Source organism: Psychrobacter sp. H8-1, from assembly GCF_904846575.1.
Lineage (GTDB): Bacteria > Pseudomonadota > Gammaproteobacteria > Pseudomonadales > Moraxellaceae > Psychrobacter > Psychrobacter fulvigenes.
In genome coordinates this window covers 1,855,259-1,871,760 of sequence record NZ_CAJHBG010000001.1, presented here as the reverse complement: position 1 = coordinate 1,871,760, position 16,502 = coordinate 1,855,259, and the positions used below count along the sequence as shown (strand labels likewise).

Annotated in this window: 13 protein-coding genes; 11 read left to right on the top strand and 2 right to left on the bottom strand. The window is 44.9% G+C overall.

Translation table 11 applies throughout. The features are described from left to right. Positions 1–8 precede the first annotated feature (8 nt). A complete protein-coding gene (carA, locus tag JMY01_RS07595) occupies positions 9–1,244 on the bottom strand; it encodes a glutamine-hydrolyzing carbamoyl-phosphate synthase small subunit (protein WP_201574993.1) in 1,236 nt (411 codons plus the stop codon). Between the two features lie 578 nt (positions 1,245–1,822). On the opposite strand from carA, the gene JMY01_RS07590 reads away from it, so the two are divergent. Next, on the top strand, positions 1,823–2,359 hold the full coding sequence (locus JMY01_RS07590; RefSeq protein ID WP_201574992.1) for a gamma carbonic anhydrase family protein: 537 nt from the start codon (positions 1,823–1,825) through the stop codon (positions 2,357–2,359). A 49-nt stretch (positions 2,360–2,408) separates the two neighbouring features. Here the strand turns inward: JMY01_RS07590 and JMY01_RS07585 are convergent, their stop codons facing one another. Then, a complete protein-coding gene (locus tag JMY01_RS07585) occupies positions 2,409–2,858 on the bottom strand; it encodes a hypothetical protein (protein ID WP_201574991.1) in 450 nt (149 codons plus the stop codon). Between the two features lie 199 nt (positions 2,859–3,057). Here JMY01_RS07585 and JMY01_RS07580 point away from each other — a divergent pair, with 199 nt between their 5' ends. The 10 genes from JMY01_RS07580 (at position 3,058) to JMY01_RS07535 (ending at position 16,474) form a co-directional block, all read left to right on the top strand. Further along, entirely contained in the window at positions 3,058–3,759 is a 702-nt protein-coding gene (locus JMY01_RS07580) for an HAD family phosphatase (protein ID WP_201574990.1), read from the top strand. A gap of 243 nt (positions 3,760–4,002) precedes the next feature. Further along, a protein-coding gene (gene prfB / locus JMY01_RS07575; protein ID WP_201574989.1) for a peptide chain release factor 2 occupies positions 4,003–5,098 on the top strand; the annotation gives its coding sequence in 2 pieces (ribosomal slippage) (positions 4,003–4,074 and positions 4,076–5,098; 1,095 coding nt in all). Between the two features lie 57 nt (positions 5,099–5,155). Next, positions 5,156–5,440 carry a pyrimidine/purine nucleoside phosphorylase gene (locus JMY01_RS07570; protein ID WP_201574988.1) on the top strand — a complete coding sequence of 95 codons (285 nt, stop codon included), beginning with the start codon at positions 5,156–5,158 and terminating at the stop codon, positions 5,438–5,440. A gap of 182 nt (positions 5,441–5,622) precedes the next feature. Continuing rightward, entirely contained in the window at positions 5,623–6,741 is a 1,119-nt protein-coding gene (locus tag JMY01_RS07565; RefSeq protein ID WP_201574987.1) for a DNA topoisomerase IB, read from the top strand. 216 nt (positions 6,742–6,957) lie between these two features. Further along, positions 6,958–8,649 carry an AMP-binding protein gene (locus JMY01_RS07560; protein WP_201574986.1) on the top strand — a complete coding sequence of 564 codons (1,692 nt, stop codon included), beginning with the start codon at positions 6,958–6,960 and terminating at the stop codon, positions 8,647–8,649. Between the two features lie 73 nt (positions 8,650–8,722). Beyond that, positions 8,723–9,502 carry an SDR family NAD(P)-dependent oxidoreductase gene (locus JMY01_RS07555; protein ID WP_201574985.1) on the top strand — a complete coding sequence of 260 codons (780 nt, stop codon included), beginning with the start codon at positions 8,723–8,725 and terminating at the stop codon, positions 9,500–9,502. 114 nt (positions 9,503–9,616) lie between these two features. Further along, on the top strand, positions 9,617–10,186 hold the full coding sequence (locus JMY01_RS07550) for a murein L,D-transpeptidase family protein (RefSeq protein WP_201574984.1): 570 nt from the start codon (positions 9,617–9,619) through the stop codon (positions 10,184–10,186). A 435-nt stretch (positions 10,187–10,621) separates the two neighbouring features. Continuing rightward, positions 10,622–13,219 (top strand): ATP-dependent chaperone ClpB, encoded by a 2,598-nt coding sequence (gene clpB / locus JMY01_RS07545; RefSeq protein ID WP_201574983.1) that lies wholly within the window; start codon positions 10,622–10,624, stop codon positions 13,217–13,219. Between the two features lie 178 nt (positions 13,220–13,397). Then, on the top strand, positions 13,398–14,657 hold the full coding sequence (locus tag JMY01_RS07540; RefSeq protein WP_201574982.1) for a PQQ-dependent sugar dehydrogenase: 1,260 nt from the start codon (positions 13,398–13,400) through the stop codon (positions 14,655–14,657). 167 nt (positions 14,658–14,824) lie between these two features. Then, a complete protein-coding gene (locus tag JMY01_RS07535; RefSeq protein ID WP_201574981.1) occupies positions 14,825–16,474 on the top strand; it encodes a BCCT family transporter in 1,650 nt (549 codons plus the stop codon). Positions 16,475–16,502: the final 28 nt, after the last annotated feature.

Genomic DNA, 16,502 nt, shown 5'->3' with positions numbered 1-16,502 from the left:
CGTTACGCTTATGCAGACTTCGCCTTTTCCATCATCTCCGCAAACTTATCAAACAGCGCAGCAGACTCATGTGGACCTGGGCTGGCTTCTGGGTGACCTTGGAAGCTAAATACAGGCTTGCTGGTCAACTCGATGCCTTGGTTAGTGCCATCAAATAACGAGCGATGGGTAGAGTTAATATGTTCAGGCAGCGAGTCTTCATCGACCGCAAAGCCATGGTTTTGACTGGTAATCATGACCTTGCTAGAAGCTAAGTCTTGTACTGGATGGTTGGCACCATGATGCCCTGTTTTCATTTTCAGGGTTTTTGCGCCGCTGGCAAGGGCAATGATTTGATGCCCCAAACAGATACCGAAAGTTGGGATGTCTGTTTGCTCAATGATATGACGGACGCTATCGATGGCATAATCACAGGCTGATGGATCGCCTGGACCATTGGATAAAAAGATACCGTCTGGATTCATTGCCAGTACCTCTGCGATAGGTGTTTGCGCGGGTACAACCGTCACATGGCAGCCTCTATCTACTAGCAACCGTAGTAGATTGGTTTTTATACCAAAATCATAGGCCACAACATTGAATTTTTTGTCAATATGAGTACCTATTTGTTTGAAAAACCCGCCCGTGCCACTGTCATGGCTACCCACTGCATCACGGTTGAGTAGGGTATCTGATAACTCCCACGTACCTTCTGTCCATTCAAAAACAGTCGGAGTGCTACATTCTTTTGCCAAGTCCATGCCTTTGATACCAGCGAACTCTTGCGCCAGTTTGATGGCTTGTTGCTCATCGTTGCTGCTGATAGTCTCACCATTAGAGGCAGTCATGATACAACCGTTTTGATTGCCTTTTTCACGTAACAAACGCGTGAGCTGACGGGTGTCAATCTCAGCGATGGCGACAGTGTCATGGCGCTTTAGGTAATCGGTAAGAGGTTCAGAGTTGCGGAAGCTTGACGTGGACATGGTCGCATCACGAATGATAAGGCCTTCTGCCCAGATTTTATGGCTATTGCCAGATTCAGCGTCTTCAGCGTTGGTGCCGGTATTGCCAATGTGCGGATAGGTAAGGGTAACCAGCTGACGCGCATAGCTTGGGTCGGTTAGGATTTCTTGGTACCCTGTCATGGCTGTATTGAATACCACCTCACCGACACGATGACCGAGGCTACCGATACTCACACCGCGAAAAATAGTACCGTCTGCTAGTGCCAAAATTGCTTGTATATTTGCCGATGAATTCAAGGGTTGCCTCCGCTGTTGTTAGTGAGTGCCACTATGTTTTGTGAGTAAATATGTCTGCCAAAAACAACCATTTATAGCTACAAAAAACGACTAAAACTAATCACTTAAGACAAAAATTTCCCACAAAAAAGCGAGAAGACATTATCGATGGAAACTACAAAACCCACTGGGTAGTGAATAGGTAACTTGCATCATGTCCGCTCGCTTAGGCACAGATTTTGCGCATTATATACAATATAGGCACAGATAGCCAGACGATTTTGTGGCTGCGGCGCAGTTATCACCCAGAAAGAACGAATACTCGTAGATGTATAAAACACTTCAATGGCTTAGCAGCAGTTGCTTGCGTTAAGATGAACAAAATAGCCTAAGCGAGAGGTCAAGCTACTCTATCATCTGTAAAATCGATCAAACACCTTAAATCTAAAAACGTCTAGATTTTAAGAGTCGGCTTTGTCACAATGGGTGTCGTTATTTACTTAGCTCATCAGCCATAAGAGTGGCAAATACTACTTAGGAATGTTTACCACGACCTAATACAACAACTAATAAAATCACCAGTAAAACAAGGAATCGTTATGATTTATCAGTATTTAGACAAAGCACCTGAGTTTGCCGTACCATTTAACGGTTGGGTGGCAGACACCGCACGAGTGATAGGCGACGTGTACTTAGGTCATCAAGCCAGCGTATGGTTTGGCGCGGTGATTCGCGGTGATAATGAGCGCATTCATATCGGTGACTATAGCAACGTGCAAGAGAACAGCGTCATTCATACCGATGCAGGCATTGAGGTCAAAATAGGTGATTATGTCACTATTGGACATCTAGCGATGCTCCATGGCTGCGAAGTCGGTGATAATAGCCTGATTGGGATTGGCGCTGTGGTGCTGAATAACGCCAAAATTGGTAAGAACTGTATTATTGGTGCCAAAGCCTTGGTCACTGAAGGTAAAGAGATTCCAGATAACTCGCTGGTCATGGGTGCTCCTGCAAAAGTAGTTAAGACCTTAACCGATGAGCAAGCGGCTATGTTGAAGCTGTCAGCGCTGCATTATGCGGAGCGTTGCCAAAAGTTTAAAACTGGTCTGGTAGAGCTTGAGCAGCCAGAGTAACAGAGCTATAAGGGATTGGTAATAAGTGCTGGGGTTTATGGGCTTAAGTCTAAACGACTAGCATCATAATTAGCCAGATTAGGCCAAAGATGACAATGCCAATGACGATGCCACGAAAGACGTCATGGCGCACAGCATAGTCATCGATATAAGGGTGATGGTAGTCTGTATCGTCGCTACTCAAAGCGTTGACACTGTCTGCACCCGCGCTCTTACCGAAAATTAAGCCGATCAGTGCGCCTAGCGCTAACATAAAAGGCGCGAATAACCACAGCATCTCGCCATTACCAATATCCAGTATTGAACGAATAACTACAATAGCAAGATCTATGAGTAAACCAACGAAGCCATACATCAATCCATTTAGGAGTGCGTATATCACGCGATCCATCGGCGATTGATAAGCATCACCTAACTGCCGCCTTCTAATCTCTTTGATTGAGCGCGCAGGCCGACGAGGTCTTTTAACAGTAGAGGTTTTACCAATAGGTGGTTTCATACGGTATTCTTACTTTCTTATTAGGATTGAGTGCTATACAGCCCCTAGGCGCTCTAAAAGATTGGCATACCTATGTTAAGCTACCACAAATTTGCTCATTAAGCAGTAAAACTGTCGCGCAGTAATTTGCTGGTTTTTGCGTTTAAATTTCATCACAAAGCGATTTATATCATTTAATAATCAAAGATAAGGTCTCAATATGCAGGCAACTCACTTACAAGTCGATAAAAAAGAACTGGCATTATTTGATTTGGATCATACGCTCCTAGATGTCGATAGTGACTATCTATGGGGCGAGTATATTGTCAAGCACGACCTCGTTGACGAAGCCGAATATCGTACTGCTAACCAGAAGTTTTATAACGACTACATCGAGGGTACGCTTGATGCCACTGAGTATAATGAGTTTGTGGCAGAGTTTTTGAGTAGCTTGCCCATGCAGCGCCTGCATGAGCTGCGTGAAGACTATATCAACAGGGAAATCGAGCCACATATTCGTCCAAAGGCTTTATCTGTACTGCGTCAGCATATTGAACTCGGTCATCATGTCGTGATTATTTCGGCAACCAATGACTTTGTGGTATCAGCCATTGCTGAGCGTTTCGGGGTGGCTGCTGTCGATGTGTTATCGACGCCACTTGAAATAAAAGATGAGCGTTATACTGGCAAATTAACAGATAAGCCAAACTTCAAAGAGGGTAAGATTTATCATCTGAATAAATGGTTAGAGCAACGAAAATCTGAAGGGATTAGTTTTGATAAGACTTACGCTTATTCAGACTCCAAAAATGATATTCCATTACTGGAATGGGCAGATATTGCCATTTGTGTCTCACCTGATGATGCCCTGCATGCGCATGCATTGGCGCATCGTTGGGCGGTAGAAGACTGGTCAATTTAGTTTTTTAAAAGTCATTGCAAGGACAATTAGCCAACTATTTAGCGTCAATCTCATTTAAAATAGCGCAGTAGGGTTAACACACTCTAAAATAAGTACAGTGCTGCTAGGATTAATTTTTCGCAGCCTCTGTCGGCGTAGGCAGCACGCAAGAGAAATTGATACTAGCAGCACGTGACATAGAGCATGCCAGTTTTATTTAGGATTAACTATATTAGCCAGACATTTATTACTTTAGGAAAACTTATGGAAATCAATCCGTATCAAGAGAAAATCAAAGATTTATCCGAGCGTGGACAGGACCTCAGGAGGTATCTTTGACTTCGATGGCAAGCAAGAACGCTTAGAAGAAGTCAATTTAGAACTAGAAAACCCTGAGCTGTGGAATGATCCAGAGCGTGCGACCAAGATTAATAAAGAAAAAAGCCATCTTGATAGTGTCATCGATGTGGTTGTCTCGCTTGAGACGACATTAGAAGATGCTGCTGCGATGCTTGATTTGGCGGTAGAGGCAGAAGATGAGTCGTTGCTGGCAGATGTGCAAGCAGAGCTGGACAGTGCTGAAGAGAGAGTTGCTGACTTAGAGTTTCGCCGTATGTTTAGTGGTGAGATGGATACAAATAACTGCTACTTGGACATTCAGTCAGGCAGTGGCGGTACCGAAGCGCAAGACTGGGCGGAGATGCTACTGCGTATGTACACGCGCTGGGCAGAGTCACATGGCTTTAAAGTTGAGGTGATTGAAGTTTCTTCTGGCGGGGTGGCGGGCATCAAATCGGCGACTATTGCTATCAAGGGCGATTATGCCTTTGGCTGGTTGCGTACCGAGATTGGCGTGCATCGCCTAGTGCGTAAGTCACCGTTTGATAGTAATCATGGTCGTCATACGTCATTTGCTGCGGTATTTGTCTCGCCTGAGATCGATGATGATGTCGAGATTGATATCAATCCTGCCGATTTGCGTATCGATACCTATCGCTCATCTGGTGCCGGTGGTCAGCACGTCAATACTACCGATTCGGCTGTGCGAATCACTCACGAACCAACTGGTGTCGTAGTGGCCTGTCAAAATGAACGCAGCCAGCATGGTAACAAAGCCACCGCTATGAAGATGCTACGTGCCAAGCTTTATGAGCTTGAGATGCAAAAACGCATGGAAAAACAACAAGTAGTTGAAGATAATAAGTCTGATATCGGTTGGGGCAGTCAGATTCGCTCTTACGTGCTCGATGACGCGCGTATCAAAGATTTGCGCACTGGCGTTGAAACCTCAAATACCAGTGCTGTACTGGACGGTGATCTTGATCAATTCATTGAAGCAAGTCTAAAAGCGGGACTGTAAAAAATTTATAGGATTTAAAGAAACCAGAAATTAAACAAAGCTACTTAAGGAAAAGCCATGCTAAGCGTAAATAACTATTTTGATGACAAAGTAACCTCTATTGCCTTCCAAACGGCGACCAAGCCCGCGACTGTCGGTGTCATGAGTATCGGTGAGTATGAGTTTGGCACCAGTGAGTTTGAGACCATGACTGTGGTCAGCGGTGCATTAACCGTTAAACTGCCAGACAGTAATGACTGGCAAACCTTTAATGCTGGCGAGTCATTTACCATCGAAGCTAACCAGAAGTTTAATGTCAAAGTGGAAGTAGAGACGGCTTATTTATGTACTTATGGTAAATAATCGCTTTTAATCAATGCGTATTAGATAAATTAACGCCAAGTGTTTGACGCTTGGCGTTTTTTTGTGGTTGTTTATTAAGCTAGGTTTTACACAGCATTACACTTTATCTGTGGCAAGCAAACAGCAAAAACTGCCGCAGTTATTTATGCTAAAACGATAACTTTTAACAGGCGTACTATTTTATGACAAAAGCAAACCAGCAGCTGATTAAAGAGGATTTGCGTCATGACTATGAACGTCTGGCACGCCGTGCCAACTTGCGCTATGTCAGTGACAATGAGCCAGGTTATGAGCGCAGACGTTGGGGTCGCGGATTTACCTATCGCGATGCGACTGGCAAAACAGTAAAGGATAAAGCGCTGCGTAAGCGCTTTGATGCCTTGGTGATACCGCCGATGTGGTCAGAGGTCTGGATATGCCAAGATGACAAAGGTCATCTGCAATCGACAGGTCGCGATGATAAGGCGCGTAAGCAGTATTTGTATCATCCAGAGTGGGATCGAATACGTGACCAAGCCAAGTTTGATGCCATGATAGGGTTTGCGACCGCATTGCCAAATTTACGCGCGCAAGTCGAAAAAGACTTAGAGGCTGAGTCATTGTCGCGTGAAAACATATTGGCTGCAATCGTCAAATTGCTTGAGACGACCTTGATTCGTATTGGCAACAGCCGCTATGCCAAGCTGAATAAAAGCTATGGGCTAAGTACGTTACGTAGTAAGCATGTCAGTGAAACAGACAATGGACTGGCGTTTGATTTTGTCGGAAAAAGTGCCAAAGAGCATCACATTAAATTGCAAGACGAGCGTTTAATTGACATTGTGCAGGCTTGTAGTGAGCTGCCTGGTTATCAGGTTTTTAAATACTTCGATGACAACGGTGACAAACAGGTCGTGGATAGTGCTGATATCAATGATTATCTGCGCACACATACTTGCGGTAATGAGTGTGAAAGCAAAATGTACAGCGCAAAGGACTTTCGCACATGGATGGCGAGTGTGCTTGCTGCCAGCTATCTGTATGATGAGCTGCAAACCTCGGCAGGCAAGGAAGTTTTGGCAAGTGAGCCTGATAGTGATGAGCGGCAGCAACTGGTGACTGATATGGTCAAAGAGGTGGCAGATGAGCTAGGCAATACACCGGCAGTGTGCCGAGCTTCCTATATCCATCCCATTATTATTGAGCGGTTTTTAGCGGGGCAATTCTTTGAGCCATACAAACACGGCCGCCGTGGACGCACAAAACAACATCAAAGCATGGATGAAAAGGCGTTACTTGGATTTTTAAGCACTGTGAAATAACACTCCAAAGTAGAACCCTATCAGCCAAAGAAACCATAAATCTATAAAAATGATACGTTACGTATTGAAATAAACATAGAAATGCGTTACTAATAGGGTGTCTTAAATATAAGAATACCAAACGGTCCATAGGATATGACTGCTTTTCTATTGAAACCAGTAGATAACAGGTCTCTCCAGTGACTGTTTATCTCTCAATTGCTAAAGGATTAGCTCATGACTCTCTCATCTTCAAACACCTCTTCATCTGAAAACACGCTTACAAGCTACGCCGATTACTACAATAACTTCGATAAAAACGCCCTACTGAAAGAAATCTTTGGTGCGCATTTAGACGATCGTCTCAATGCCTATATGGCCTGCTGTGGACGTCATGTGCGAGATGGCGACGCTGATGCTACTGCTTTGGTGCATGAAGGTACCTCAGGCACTGTGACACGCATGAGCTTCGATGAGCTGGACAAAGCAAGCGCACAGGTAGCGAATCTACTGCTGTCTTACGGGGTACAGGCTGGCGATCAAGTATCGACCATGCTACCGCGTACGCCTGAGCTACTAACCATTGTATTAGCAGCTTGGCGGATTGGGGCAGTGTATCAACCGTTATTTACCGCTTTTGGCTATGATTCGATTAAGTATCGGATGGATAAAGCCAATACAAAAGTGGTTTTCACCAATCAAGAAAACCGTAGCAAGTTTGCAGACTTAGCACAGCAAACAAAAATGGTATTGATAGGCAGTCAAGATGAGTCTCAAAGCTGGGGCGATGACAATTATGCCAATAAAAAGGCTCTGCAGTCTCAGGAGTGTGCTCCAGTATTGTTAGACAGTGATGCGCCATTCTTACAAATGTTTACCTCAGGGACAGTCGGCAAGTCCAAAGGGGTGAGTGTGCCATTAGCAGCGCTGTCAGCTTTTTATCTATATATGCGCTATGCCATTGACCTGCGCGCAGATGATAACTATTGGAACATGGCAGATCCAGGCTGGGCATATGGCTTGTATTATGCGATTACTGGACCTCTATTATTAGGTATCACCACTTATTTCAATGAAGCGGGTTTTGATGCCACCAATACGCGCGATTTTATGGTGCGCCATAAGATTACCAACTTAGCCTCTTCACCAACGGCATTTCGTATGATGAAGTCTAGCGGTGTCTTTGAAGAGATTTCTGAAAATAATCCTTCGAAATTATCATTACGCTGTGCCAACTCAGCAGGTGAAACTTTGAATACGGAAGTAGTAAGCTGGGTGGAGAGCCATTTAGGCTGCCGAGTCTGTGATCAGTATGGACAGACAGAGACTGGCATGACTTGCTGTGAGCATCATGCGCTAACGCATAAGTGTCCAGTAGGCTCGATGGGTATGCCGCTACCAGGACATACCCTCGTGGTATTAGATGATGACATGCAAGTATTGCCTGATGGCGAGCAGGGACAATTGGCAGTGGTGGTCAGTCAGTCGCCAGCGTTTTACTTCCGTGGTTATAGCTGGAATGAAAAACAAGCCTTCGCTGATGATTATTATCTGACAGGTGATGTGGTCGAGCGTCACAGTGACGGTACTTATTGGTTCTCAGGGCGTGACGATGACATCATTACGACCGCAGGTTATCGTGTTGGGCCAACCGATGTCGAAAACACCGTGTTAGAGCACGAGGCGGTTGCAGAGTCGGCTGCAGTAGGTGTACCTGATGAGATACGCGGGCATAATATTAAGTCGTTTGTGGTACTAAAAGAGGGTATTGAAGGCAGTGATGAGATTGCGCAGCAGATTAAAGACTTGGTACGCGAGCGCTTAGCAAAACATGCCTATCCACGCGATATTGAGTTTGTTGCAGCATTACCAAAAACGCCAAGTGGTAAGATCCAACGCTTTTTGCTGCGTAGTTTGTCTGCTGAATAAATAAACTTCATTGTCGTAATATCGCAATTTTTAATACTTTCAACTAACAATATTAAATGGTTAAGGAATGATCATGCAAATTCAACAACACAGCTTTTTGGTTACTGGTGGTGCATCGGGTTTAGGTGAATCAGTCGTTCGCGCCATCGTCGCTGAAGGCGGCAACGTCGTCATCGCTGACCTCAATGAAGCAGCGGGGCAAGCGTTGGCAGATGAACTGGGCGCCAACGTACGTTTTGTGTGCTGTGATGTTACGAGTGGCGATGAGGTACAGGCCGCTGTCGATATGGCCGAAAAAGCGTTCGGTGGTCTGCAAGGATCAATCAACTGTGCGGGTATTGTGGTGGTACAAAAGCTACTGGATCGCGAAAACAATCCAGCGGACCTTGATGCCTTTAGCCGCGGTGTTAATATCAACCTCGTCGGCTCATTTAACGTAGCGCGCTTAGTCGCAGCCAGTATTGCCAAGCGCGTAGCGACTGACGATGATGCCGAAAAAAACGCCGACCAAGGTGTAATTATCAATACCGCCTCCATTGCTGCCTTCGACGGTCAAGTAGGACAAGCCAGCTACTCCTCATCCAAAGCTGGCGTGGTGGGTCTGACCTTACCATTAGCACGTGAGCTGGCACGTCACGGTATCCGCGTCATGACAATTGCGCCTGGCGTCTTTGCTACTCCTATGATGCAAAGTATCCCTGAAAAAGCACGTGAACAGCTAGAAGCAGGTGTTCCTTATCCTAAGCGTATGGGTGCACCTAATGAGTTTGCCAAACTGGCCATGCATATCATTGATAACGCTTATCTAAATGGAGAAGTCATTCGCCTAGATGGTGCGATTCGTATGATTTAGTCCTCTTTCAAACGTGTTTATGGTTTGATTCATAAGTTTTGCACAAAACTTGGCATGGTCTTTTGCTATTTTATAAAAGTTGAATTTATTCATTAATAATAAGAAGCAAAAGTCATGTCATTTTTCTTTAAAGGCTCTAGGAAACACTCAATTTGGATGTTGATGGCGATAGGGATTAGCCTTACAGTCATTCTTAGCATCAGAGTCAGTGCTTCTTCTGCTAATACCGCAAAACAAACACAGCCCATCCCTAACACAGTGGTGATTGATAAAGTGTTTGTTGATAAGTCAGAGCGCCGGATGCAACTCTTGAGCGGTGATACCGTTATTAAATCTTATCCTATTGCACTAGGAGATAGTCCAGTAGGTCACAAGCAGCAAGAAGGTGATCAGCGCACACCCGTGGGAGCGTACATCTTAGATTATAAAAATGAGAACTCTATTGCCCATCGCTCCATCCATATAAGCTACCCCAATGCTGCTGACAAAGCTCGGGCACGATCACGCGGCGTCCATCCTGGTGGCGATATTATGATTCATGGGCAGATGAACGGCTTCGGTCATCTAGCATGGATTAACCAACAACGTGATTGGACCGATGGTTGCATTGCCGTCACTGATAATGAGATGGATGAGATTATGGCGGCAGTTAAGGTTGGTACATCGATAGAAATTGTAGAATGAGCGTTATGTTAATGCTGACTATCGTGTAGTAAATTTTTAGCATTTACAGCGCATTAAAATCTCTGCTATAGCTGTCTCTTGCTTGCCTTTCATTATCGAGCAAGCTTCTCTTTTAGTTGTTTTTTTTATTTATCCTCTTGAAATACTCTCTTAGTGTGCCTATTGATAGTTTGTGATAATATCATTGCTATGGGTAAGGTTTTTACCTATATAAAATCTTACTATTTTTCAGTATTTACTAATAAGTCATAGATATTGATTGACAACTTGCATAGGTAGGTTGAAATCTTGTATGTTATACCCTATATATATAACAACTAACGGTGATTGAGACACGATAAAACTAACGATAAGCGCTATATTTTAAAGGCTGCGCGTTCGGTATTTTATGTTGCATCCACTGACTGATAATACTAATTATAAAAGGACACAATTATGAGGTTCGAAAAATTTACCCAGAAACTACAATCAGCTATTCAAGAAGCACAAAGTCTGGCGTTAGGCCGCGATCACACCGGTATTGACCCTGTGCATTTACTCGCCGTATTGTTGCAGGATGAGTCCAATTTATCAATTTGCCAACAGGCGGGTGCTTCTATTCCTGCGCTGAAGAACGGCGTGGCAAAAGCATTGGACAATCAAGCGACGATTAGTGAGCCAACCGGCGATGTGAATTTAAACCCAAACTCGGTGAAAATCTTGAACTTGGCAGACCGTCAAGCGCAAAAAGAAGGCGACGATTTTATCGCCACTGAATGGGTGATGTTGGCGCTCGCTGAGCAAGGTGAAACCAAAAAGATATTTGAGAGTGCGGGCGTAACAGCGAGTAAATTAAAAACAGTCATTGAGCAATTGCGAGGTGATGATACCGTGAATAATCAAAATGCTGAAGATCAGCGTGATGCGCTGAATAAATATACCATTAACTTAACTGAGCAAGCAGAACTTGGCAAGCTTGATCCAGTGATCGGTCGTGACGAAGAGATTCGCCGTACTATCCAAGTGCTGTCACGCCGTACTAAAAACAACCCGGTACTCATCGGTGAGCCAGGTGTTGGTAAAACGGCTATCATTGAAGGTTTGGCACAAAAAATCATCAATGGTGACGTACCAGAAGGACTACGCCGCAAAGAAGTGTTGTCGTTAGATTTGGGCTCATTGATTGCGGGTGCAAAATTCCGTGGTGAGTTTGAAGAGCGACTCAAAGCGGTACTCAGCGACTTATCAAAGCAAGAAGGCAATGTCATCTTATTTATCGATGAGTTGCATACTTTAGTAGGTGCTGGTAAAGCCGATGGTGCGATGGATGCCGGTAATATGCTAAAGCCTGCGCTTGCGCGTGGTGAGCTACACTGTGTCGGTGCGACAACTCTCGATGAGTATCGCCAGTACATCGAAAAAGATGCGGCTCTTGAGCGTCGTTTTCAAAAGGTACTGGTCGATGAGCCAACGGTCGAAGACACCATTGCGATTTTGCGTGGTCTAAAAGAGCGTTATGAGCTGCATCACGGTGTTGATATCCAAGACAGCGCGATTATTGCTGCTGCGCGGATGAGCCATCGCTATATTACTGATCGCAAACTGCCGGATAAAGCGATTGATTTAATTGATGAAGCGGCGAGTCGTTTACGTATGGAGATGGACAGCAAGCCTGAAGCCTTAGGTAAGCTTGATAGTCGCTTGATTCAGTTGAAAATGCAGCGCGAAGTGCTTAAAAATGAAGAAGACGCTGGTGCGCAAGCCGAGCGTAAAGTGCTTGATGCACAAATTGAAGAGCTAGAAAAAGAGTACGCTGACCTTAATGAGATTTGGCAAGCAGAAAAAGCATTGGTCAAAGGCAGTCAGCAGCTAAAAGACGAGCTAGACAAGGCACGTATTGCTTATGACAAAGCCAGCCGTGAAGGCGACTATGAGACCATGAGTAAGCTACAGTACGAAACGATACCGCAACTTGAGCGTCGTATCGCTGAGTCGGATTTGGCTGAACAAGAAGAGCAGGCAGATGATGCTATAGGTGGCAAGCTGCTACGGACTAAGGTCACTGATAACGAAATCGCAGAAGTCGTAGCGGCAGCGACAGGTATTCCTGTGAGTAAAATGATGCAAGGCGAGCGTGACAAGATGATAGCGATGGAAGAAAAGCTCCATGAACGCGTCATCGGTCAAGATGAAGCAGTCGAAGCGGTAGCCAATGCGGTACGCCGTAGCCGTGCTGGTTTGTCTGATCCGAATCGCCCTTCAGGTTCGTTCTTATTTTTAGGACCAACGGGTGTCGGTAAGACTGAGTTGACCAAGTCACTAGCGAACTTCTTATTCGATAGTGAGGATGCGATTGTTCGTATCGACATGAGTGAGTATATGGAGAAGCACAGTGTCAGTCGTTTGGTGGGTGCGCCTCCAGGTTATGTGGGCTATGAAGAAGGTGGTACTTTGACGGAAGCGGTACGCCGTAAGCCTTATAGTGTTATTTTGTTTGATGAGGTCGAAAAAGCGCATCCAGATGTGTTCAATATCTTATTGCAAGTGTTGGACGATGGGCGCTTGACGGATTCACAAGGTCGCGTGGTCGACTTTAAAAACACCGTTATCATCATGACCAGTAATTTGGGGTCGCACAAAATCCAAGAGATGGTTGGCGAGAGCTACGAGGATATCAAAGCGGAGGTAATGGAGTCGGTTGGACAGCATTTCCGTCCAGAGTTTGTCAACCGTATTGATGAAATCGTGGTATTCCATCCGCTAGGTATGTCGCAGATGGCAGGTATCGCTGATATTCAATTGGACAGACTGCGTCAACGTTTACAAGAGCGTGAGCTGGATATTGAGTTATCGCCTGACGCGATGAGTAAACTGGTTGCGGTTGGCTATGATCCGGTGTATGGTGCGCGTCCGCTGAAGCGTGCTATCCAGCAAGAGATCGAAAACCCGCTGTCATTGAAGCTGCTGGCAGGTGACTTTGTCGCTGGTGATATCATCAAGGTCGATGTCGGTGTTGATGATAAGCTAACTTTTGATAAGCTTAGAATGAGTTAATACAGTCAGTTCAGAAGTAACCAACCCCTTACTTGCATGGGCAAGTAAGGGGTTTTTTCTTTTTTAAGACATCGGCTATAGAAAAACATAATCTGTACCAGAGCCTGAGCGATGCTTGCTATATTGGGAGTAGATATCATTAGAAGTGATATAAAAGCAAACTGAAAGGATTGATATTATGACAACGACAATTATGCATTTGAAAGTGCCTTTGACCATCGTAGCATTACTGTTTAGTGCTTCGGCTTGCTCTAACCCATCAACGACCAATGCTGAGAAGGCCGCTTTACAATCAGAAGCATCAGGCAATGCTGCCACCGATACACAACCTGCCAATACACAAGCCAGTGCTGCCAAGCCTGAGTTTACGACGACGCCTGTCGCCAGTTTTGATGAGCCATGGGCAATGACAGCGTTACCTAAAATAGATAATGAATCACCAAAAATATTGGTGACGCAAAAAACAGGTGAATTGTTTATCGTCGATACCGCTACAGGAGAAAAGGTAACCGTGAGCGGCGTACCTAACGTGGCTTACGGTGGACAGGGCGGCTTAGGGGATATTGTACTTACGCCAGATTTTGCAGATAGCATGATGGTCTATCTTAGCTATGTCGAGGCAGGCGTAGGAAAGGACAGTAATAAATATGGCGCCAAAGTCATTAAAGCTAAGCTTGTAGACTTAGACACCGCGCCAAGCCTACAGCAGATTACTCCGATCTGGCAGCAGACCCCGAAGCTTAAGGGGCAGGGGCACTATAGTCATCGATTACTTTTTTCACCTGATGGTCAGTACTTGTATATCAGCTCAGGTGACAGACAAAAACAAGATCCTGCACAGGATATGAGTGTGAACTTGGGGAAAATAATACGATTGAACCTTGATGGTTCTGTGCCAACAGACAATCCATTTGTCAGTGATGCTGCCAGCCCTAATGATATTTCTAGCCAGTTTTGGACGACAGGACATCGCAATGTGCTAGGCATGACGTTTGATGATACGGGCAGACTTTGGGCACATGAGATGGGACCAAGAGGCGGTGATGAGTTTAATTTGATCGAAAAAGGCAAAAACTATGGTTGGCCGATAGTATCAAATGGTCGTAATTATTCTGGCATTGATATACCTGATCATGACACACGTCCTGAATTTGAAGCGCCTAAGATCACTTGGACACCAGTAATATCACCGTCATCGATGAGCATATACTCATCGGGTCAGCACAATGACTTTCCAGCATGGGAGGGAAGTGCTCTGATCAGTGGATTGTCATCAAAGGCGCTGATAGTGGTTGATATGGACGAAAACAATGAGGCTTCTGAGCGTTACCGTTATGATATGGGAGAGCGTATCCGTAGCGTATTGGCTGTGGATGGTGAGGTGTGGTTGGTAGAAGATGGCGATAATTCTCAGTTGTTACGCTTACTGCCCAAATAGTTAGGAGGTGTTTAGCAGCACAACGAAAGCTGTGTTTTTAAGAGATATATAGCAGAACCATGAGAGTGCAGCTGTTATTTCTAGTAAGTTAAGGATTGTAATTTATTGATAATAAACAGTTAATTTGTTATGGTGGCACTCCTAAAAAAATTAAGGCTAATGAATAAATGGATCATGTAAAAGTTGAAAGATTAGGCCTATTTCCAAGGGTGAATAAACCTGTCTTTATTACATCAGGTATTTTAATCGTCGGCTTCATTATATTTGGTGCGTTCTTCACTGAGACCGCTGGCGCACTTTTTAGTTTTTTACAGGGCTTTATTACCACAAACTTCGGTTGGCTATTCATTATTTTGATGAACGTGGCGCTGGTGTTTTGTATTTACCTAGCAGCGAGCCGCTACGGTGATATTCGTTTGGGCAGACAAACAGAAGAGCCGCAATACCCCTTATTCTCGTGGATTGCGATGCTGTTTTCAGCGGGAATCGGTATTGGGCTAGTGTACTGGGGAACAGCAGAGCCGCTATATCACTTTATGGCACCGCCACTTGGTGAGCCAGAAACGGTAGAAGCTGCCAAGCAGGCGATGAACCTCTCGTTTTTACACTGGGGTTTACATGCTTGGGCTATTTATACCATCGTTGCTTTGTCCCTAGCTTATTTTCATTTTCGCCGCGGACTGCCGTTATCGATTCGCTCAACGCTATATCCTATCTTGGGTCAAAGGATTTATGGTCGTTGGGGGCATACCGTCGATATCTTAGCAGTATTCGGCACTATGTTCGGTGTCGTGACTTCCTTGGGTCTTGGGGTGATGCAGATTAACTCTGGTCTTGAAGAGCTATTTGGCATACCAAACACCATCATTATGCAGTTCATCATTATTGCTTTTGTGACGGCATTGGCTTGTGGCTCGCTGATGTTAGGTCTTGATAAGGGTATCAAGCGTTTAAGCGATATTAATATGGGGTTCACCGGTGTGCTGTTGGCATTTATGGTGATTTTAGGCCCGACACTCTTCATTTTTGATAGTTTCATTGAAAACATCGGTAACTATCTGACAGCGGTCGTTCCATTGGGTTTTTGGGGTGAGGCTTATAGCAATACCGATTGGCAGGGCGCATGGACGATTTTCTACTGGGCATGGTGGGTTAGTTGGGCACCATTCGTCGGGGTATTTATCGCTCGTATTAGCCGTGGCCGTACCATTCGTGAGTTTGTATTAGGTGTATTGTTAATACCAATGACCATTTTGTTTTTCTGGTTTACGACTTTTGGCGGCGTGGCCATTCATATGGAGTTGCTGGCAGCCATTAATCCTGAACTGGTTAGCCCAGGATTGGTTGAAGCGGTACAAGCAGATACAGGTAGTGCCATCTTTAAGTTGGTCGAATACTACCCACTCACCAAACCTATTACGTTTTTGATCGTTATCATGATTGTACTATGGTTTGTGACCTCGTCTGACTCGGCCAGTTTTGTTATCGACATGCTGACCGCTGGTGGTGATACCAATCCACCAAAAATCCAACGTCTGTTTTGGGCGATCATGCAAGGTCTGATTGCTGCCATATTGTTAGCCGCAGGTGGTTTGGGCGCTCTACAAGCCGCAGCGATTGTTGCTGGACTACCGTTTGCTATTGTGGTTTTTGTCATGATGTATGCATTACTGCGTGGTCTTAGTCGCGATCGTCTCATTTTATATCGTAATCAGCTGCGCTTCATTACTGATGAGTCGGCAGAGCACAACTCGGCTGATGAATTCGTCGATGAGCACTTGCTAAAAGGTCCACCCAAGATTGTGGATGGCGATTAATTTTTGATTTGAGACTGGGTGTCAATGA

What these genes read in the sequence shown, in the direction of transcription:
- JMY01_RS07590 (WP_201574992.1), top strand. Translation starts at nt 1,823, where the DNA reads ATGATTTATCAGTATTTAGACAAAGCACCTGAGTTTGCCGTACCATTT.
- JMY01_RS07585 (WP_201574991.1), bottom strand. Translation starts at nt 2,858, where the DNA reads ATGAAACCACCTATTGGTAAAACCTCTACTGTTAAAAGACCTCGTCGG.
- JMY01_RS07580 (WP_201574990.1), top strand. Translation starts at nt 3,058, where the DNA reads ATGCAGGCAACTCACTTACAAGTCGATAAAAAAGAACTGGCATTATTT.
- JMY01_RS07570 (WP_201574988.1), top strand. Translation starts at nt 5,156, where the DNA reads ATGCTAAGCGTAAATAACTATTTTGATGACAAAGTAACCTCTATTGCC.
- JMY01_RS07565 (WP_201574987.1), top strand. Translation starts at nt 5,623, where the DNA reads ATGACAAAAGCAAACCAGCAGCTGATTAAAGAGGATTTGCGTCATGAC.
- JMY01_RS07560 (WP_201574986.1), top strand. Translation starts at nt 6,958, where the DNA reads ATGACTCTCTCATCTTCAAACACCTCTTCATCTGAAAACACGCTTACA.
- JMY01_RS07555 (WP_201574985.1), top strand. Translation starts at nt 8,723, where the DNA reads ATGCAAATTCAACAACACAGCTTTTTGGTTACTGGTGGTGCATCGGGT.
- JMY01_RS07550 (WP_201574984.1), top strand. Translation starts at nt 9,617, where the DNA reads ATGTCATTTTTCTTTAAAGGCTCTAGGAAACACTCAATTTGGATGTTG.
- clpB (WP_201574983.1), top strand. Translation starts at nt 10,622, where the DNA reads ATGAGGTTCGAAAAATTTACCCAGAAACTACAATCAGCTATTCAAGAA.
- JMY01_RS07540 (WP_201574982.1), top strand. Translation starts at nt 13,398, where the DNA reads ATGACAACGACAATTATGCATTTGAAAGTGCCTTTGACCATCGTAGCA.
- JMY01_RS07535 (WP_201574981.1), top strand. Translation starts at nt 14,825, where the DNA reads ATGGATCATGTAAAAGTTGAAAGATTAGGCCTATTTCCAAGGGTGAAT.